General features: G+C 39.1%; 4 protein-coding genes. 2 read left to right on the forward strand and 2 right to left on the reverse strand.

The genetic code is table 11. The features are described 5' to 3' along the window. The coding region (locus HMPREF0666_RS16030) for an IS4 family transposase (protein ID WP_009010313.1) at window positions 1-820 on the forward strand (820 nt) is incomplete at its 5' end. A gap of 183 nt (window positions 821-1003) precedes the next feature. On the opposite strand, the gene HMPREF0666_RS00550 is transcribed toward HMPREF0666_RS16030, so the two are convergent. Beyond that, window positions 1004-1570 (reverse strand): hypothetical protein, encoded by a 567-nt coding sequence (locus HMPREF0666_RS00550; protein ID WP_009010314.1) that lies wholly within the window; start codon window positions 1568-1570, stop codon window positions 1004-1006. A gap of 420 nt (window positions 1571-1990) precedes the next feature. After that, entirely contained in the window at window positions 1991-2464 is a 474-nt protein-coding gene (locus tag HMPREF0666_RS00555) for a hypothetical protein (RefSeq protein WP_009010315.1), read from the reverse strand. A 417-nt stretch (window positions 2465-2881) separates the two neighbouring features. Here HMPREF0666_RS00555 and HMPREF0666_RS00560 point away from each other — a divergent pair, with 417 nt between their 5' ends. Then, window positions 2882-3532: a hypothetical protein gene (locus HMPREF0666_RS00560; RefSeq protein ID WP_009010316.1), complete on the forward strand. Its 651-nt coding sequence runs from the start codon at window positions 2882-2884 to the stop codon at window positions 3530-3532. The last annotated feature ends 249 nt before the right edge of the window (window positions 3533-3781 follow it).

Consider the following 3781-nt stretch of genomic DNA (forward strand, 5'->3'; position numbering starts at 1 on the left):
GGACGAGACTTTGGAAGTGGGATGCGACTTTCTGATACGTTCTACCCATAATCGCAAGAGTAGCGTAGGTGCTGATTTAGATACACTTACAGAGCATTTAGCCAAGCAGAAACCTATGGGCGAGTACAGCTTCTCACTCCCCGGACGGCAAGGTCGAAAGAACAGAACAGCCGTTATGGAGGTACGTTTTATGCCTATCACCCTTCACGCACCACATTCAAATGCAGGCGGTAAGGAGAAGTTAGATATTTATTGCGTACATGTCAAGGAACGTGCCGACTCTGTTCCTGCAGGAGAAGAGCCCGTAGAATGGCGTTTACTGACTTCACACGAGGTTACCAGTCTTGCCCAAGCAGTGCAATGTATCGACTGGTATAGATGTCGTTGGCTCATCGAGGAACTTTTCCGACTAATGAAATCCAAGGGATTTGGAATAGAAGACATACAGTTAGAGGATGGCGAGAGCACAAAGAAGATGATTTCTCTAACCATATCGGCAGTGCTTAAGTGTCTGATACTTAAGAGGTCATACGATACGAAACGAGAAGAAGTATCAGCCCGCATACTCTTTACAAACGTCCAATTAGTAGTTCTACATGCACTCATGGGAATGATACATGCCAAGAACCCGAGGTCAAAAGATGGAAGAAATCCTTTCAAAGAGGACAGCCTACCATGGGCAGCATGGATAATTGCCCGTCTACAAGGCTGGTGTGATATGGGTAAGGACACCAGGCCAGGCTACATCACCCTTAAGGAAGGTTTACGAGTATTTGAATACCAAGTAGCCTTCTATACAAGTCTTAAAAAAGATGTGTAGAAAGAGTAGCCCAAAGGGAGGGGCGTGAAATGCGAGATACCCCTTTTTGTTAGTTTACGAGTTCACAAGTTGACGTGTTCGCCTGTGCGTTCAGGTAAATCATAGCCAACACTGGTAATCATAATTATGAATTAACAAAGTAATCATAATTATGCCGTACTGATGAGAACTCCGTTCGAACTATTATTTTATACTATGGATAGGTGCCCCTGTAATATAGTATTCTTTCTCTTTAAACGCTCCTACTACAGGGTGTATTGGCAACTCACAATTGCTGTATAAACGTAGAATCTCATAAATCTGCTCTTGGGTTAAGTATTTTGCGGTACTATTCATCATGGTTATCTTTACAAACCTCTTCTTGCTATTTATAAAGACATAGAACTTAGACCACATAATATTACTTTTCTTTCCAATGAGGTTTAAGAGTTTCTTTTGTTCTTCTGTAAGAACCGCACTTATGGACTTAGCAAAGCATTCTCTGATTAAAGGTAGTGATACATTATTGTAAGGTGTATATCGTTTCTCATAAGCGGGCTTCCAGTTTCCTTCTTTGATAAAGCGTTCCGTACTATCTGCATCAGCAGCGATGTAATATGTCATAAAGGTGTCACGGCTCCAAGTTGAAGGGAGGGACTCCTGAACGAGTTTACCCACCTTTGTAATCTTCACATCATTCTGTGCACATGTAGGATTGCAGAATAGGAATGCTAAAAAGATAGCATAGATAATGTTCTTAATTCTCTTCATACTTCAAATTTAGATTAGAAATTAATAATTTAAAACCCAATTTGTTCCAATATAATGCCATCTTCTAACAATAACTGCAATAACTGCAACAACTGGCCCCTCCCCCTTCCCCTCCCCCAAAGGGAGGGGCGTGAAATGCGAGATACCCCTTTTTGTTAGTTTACGAGTTCACAAGTTTACCAGTTGATATGTTCGCCTGTGCGTTCAGGTAAATCATAGCCAACACTGGTTTATAATCAGTTTACGAGTTCACAAGTTCACAAGTTTACGAGTTCATAAGTTCACAAGTTGACATGTTCGCCTGTGCGTTCAGGTAAATCATAGCCAACACTGGTAATCATAATTATGACGTACTGATGAGAACCTCGTTCGAATAATTCTGAATTGTGAATTGTGAATTAGCAGAGGATTGTGAATCAACTATTTCGTTAGTTTTGGCATTTCCGTAGTAGCGTCTTCGATGATAAACGACTTGCCCTGCTCCTTTATCTTGATATAAATGATGTGGTCTTTTATAACTTCGTATTTTTCTGTTGGCCATGAGAAGGAAACACGGAACCAGTCATTATTCAAGGCTTTAATCTTCAGTGTTTGAAGATTCTCCTTCACACAATCCTGTGCATTGAGAAGTACGTCAGCACCAGTGTCGGCAGTCTTCTTCAAAACCTTTGGACTAACAAACTTCTTTGCAATCACCATGTAAAGGTCTGAGAGCTGATAGATAAGGCTGTTCATATAGGTCTTGTAAAAACCATAAGCGAACTGTTGCTTTTCCTTCTGTGTTTCGTTCATCGTAACAGCAGCACTTTTAGCCTTTTTAGCTTGTGCATAGGTTGTAAGTGGTGCAGAAGCCAAGCATACAGCTAAGCTTATTGCAAGATAAATCTTTTTCATTGTTATTGTTGTTTATAGAATTAATATCAGTAAAAATAGTTGGTCGCTTTTCAAGTCGTATCGTGTCAGGTTCCTCAGCGCATAACTGTTTAGGTGTTATAGTATTTGCCTCTCTGTAGCTGACAAACGTTGAAATCTTATCAGTACTTTTCTTTATAATTGTTTGTTTCGTGTGCAAAGATAGGAAATAAAGCCATTCAAACAAATTATTCTGCAATTATTTTCAAAGAGAATGAAATTAAGTGGACGAGTTGGCAAGTTATTTGCAGCAATAGACCACAGTTTACATTAGTTTTCATAATGATGGCATACTGATGAGAACTTCGTTCGAAAAATGATATGTATTATGAATTATGAATCAACAAAGGATTATGAATTGTTTTTTAATAGCCCTTATCGGATAAAAAAATATACAGCATGAAGTCATTGATTATAAGTACTGTTTGTTTCTTAGGACTTTTAGGATTGATCTATACAGTTAATTATCTTTACTATCGTTTCTCCCCAGTTCGTTCATTCCCGAGTGTTACCACTCTTTCTGCAAGAGCTCTCTTGGGGATGTTCATAAGTGGAGTAGGTTACTTCGGTACGCTCTTTTGCTTGGTGTCCTTTGATAGCGAATTAGGATTAACCCATTCTGTCTCTCTGCAGATATATCTATGTATTGGAGTGTTTCTGCTGTTGATAGCAGCGATAGTAGGTATTTTTCGATACGACAAAGGTGTTTGGCTTCGTCGTAATCCTAATCATAGCAGACTTTTCATTCCCTCGTGGAATGAAGGATCTAAGAATATGGGTGTTTCAATAAGCAAGGTTGATGATATCAATTATGGTCGCGGCGTAAGTTTCTCATGGTTTGATGGATGTTTTATTACTGCAGGAAGACACAGCGTAGCGTTTGAATACTATGAATATAAATTTACGGCTCACCGCTCTATACGTAAGATTATTTACAAAAAAGAGATGAGTTTTAATTTCAAAGCAGGTGCGCTATATGTGATAAAGATAATTCCAGAGAGGCAAACCTTCCAAATCACACAAGATACGACAGTTAACTTTGGCCTTTGAGACTTGAACTACGAATTCCTCGAATGGCACGAATGCTTGCAATCTTTGAGCATTGAGTTTTGCACATTGAACTTTATGCTCAGTACGATTAACGACTACGAATTCCTCGAATGGCACGAATTATTTTAACCTTTGAGCATTGAGTTTTGCATATTGAACTTTATGCTCTGTACGATTAACGACTACGAATTCCTCGAATGGCACGAATGCTTTTAACCTTTGAGCATTGAGTTTTGCACATTGAACTTT

Source organism: Prevotella sp. C561, from assembly GCF_000224595.1.
GTDB classification, from domain to species: Bacteria; Bacteroidota; Bacteroidia; order Bacteroidales; family Bacteroidaceae; genus Prevotella; species Prevotella jejuni.

Excerpts from the sequence above, each read along its gene's own strand:
- HMPREF0666_RS00550 (WP_009010314.1), bottom strand. The coding sequence starts at position 1,570 with ATGAAGAGAATTAAGAACATTATCTATGCTATCTTTTTAGCATTCCTA.
- HMPREF0666_RS00555 (WP_009010315.1), bottom strand. The coding sequence starts at position 2,464 with ATGAAAAAGATTTATCTTGCAATAAGCTTAGCTGTATGCTTGGCTTCT.
- HMPREF0666_RS00560 (WP_009010316.1), top strand. The coding sequence starts at position 2,882 with ATGAAGTCATTGATTATAAGTACTGTTTGTTTCTTAGGACTTTTAGGA.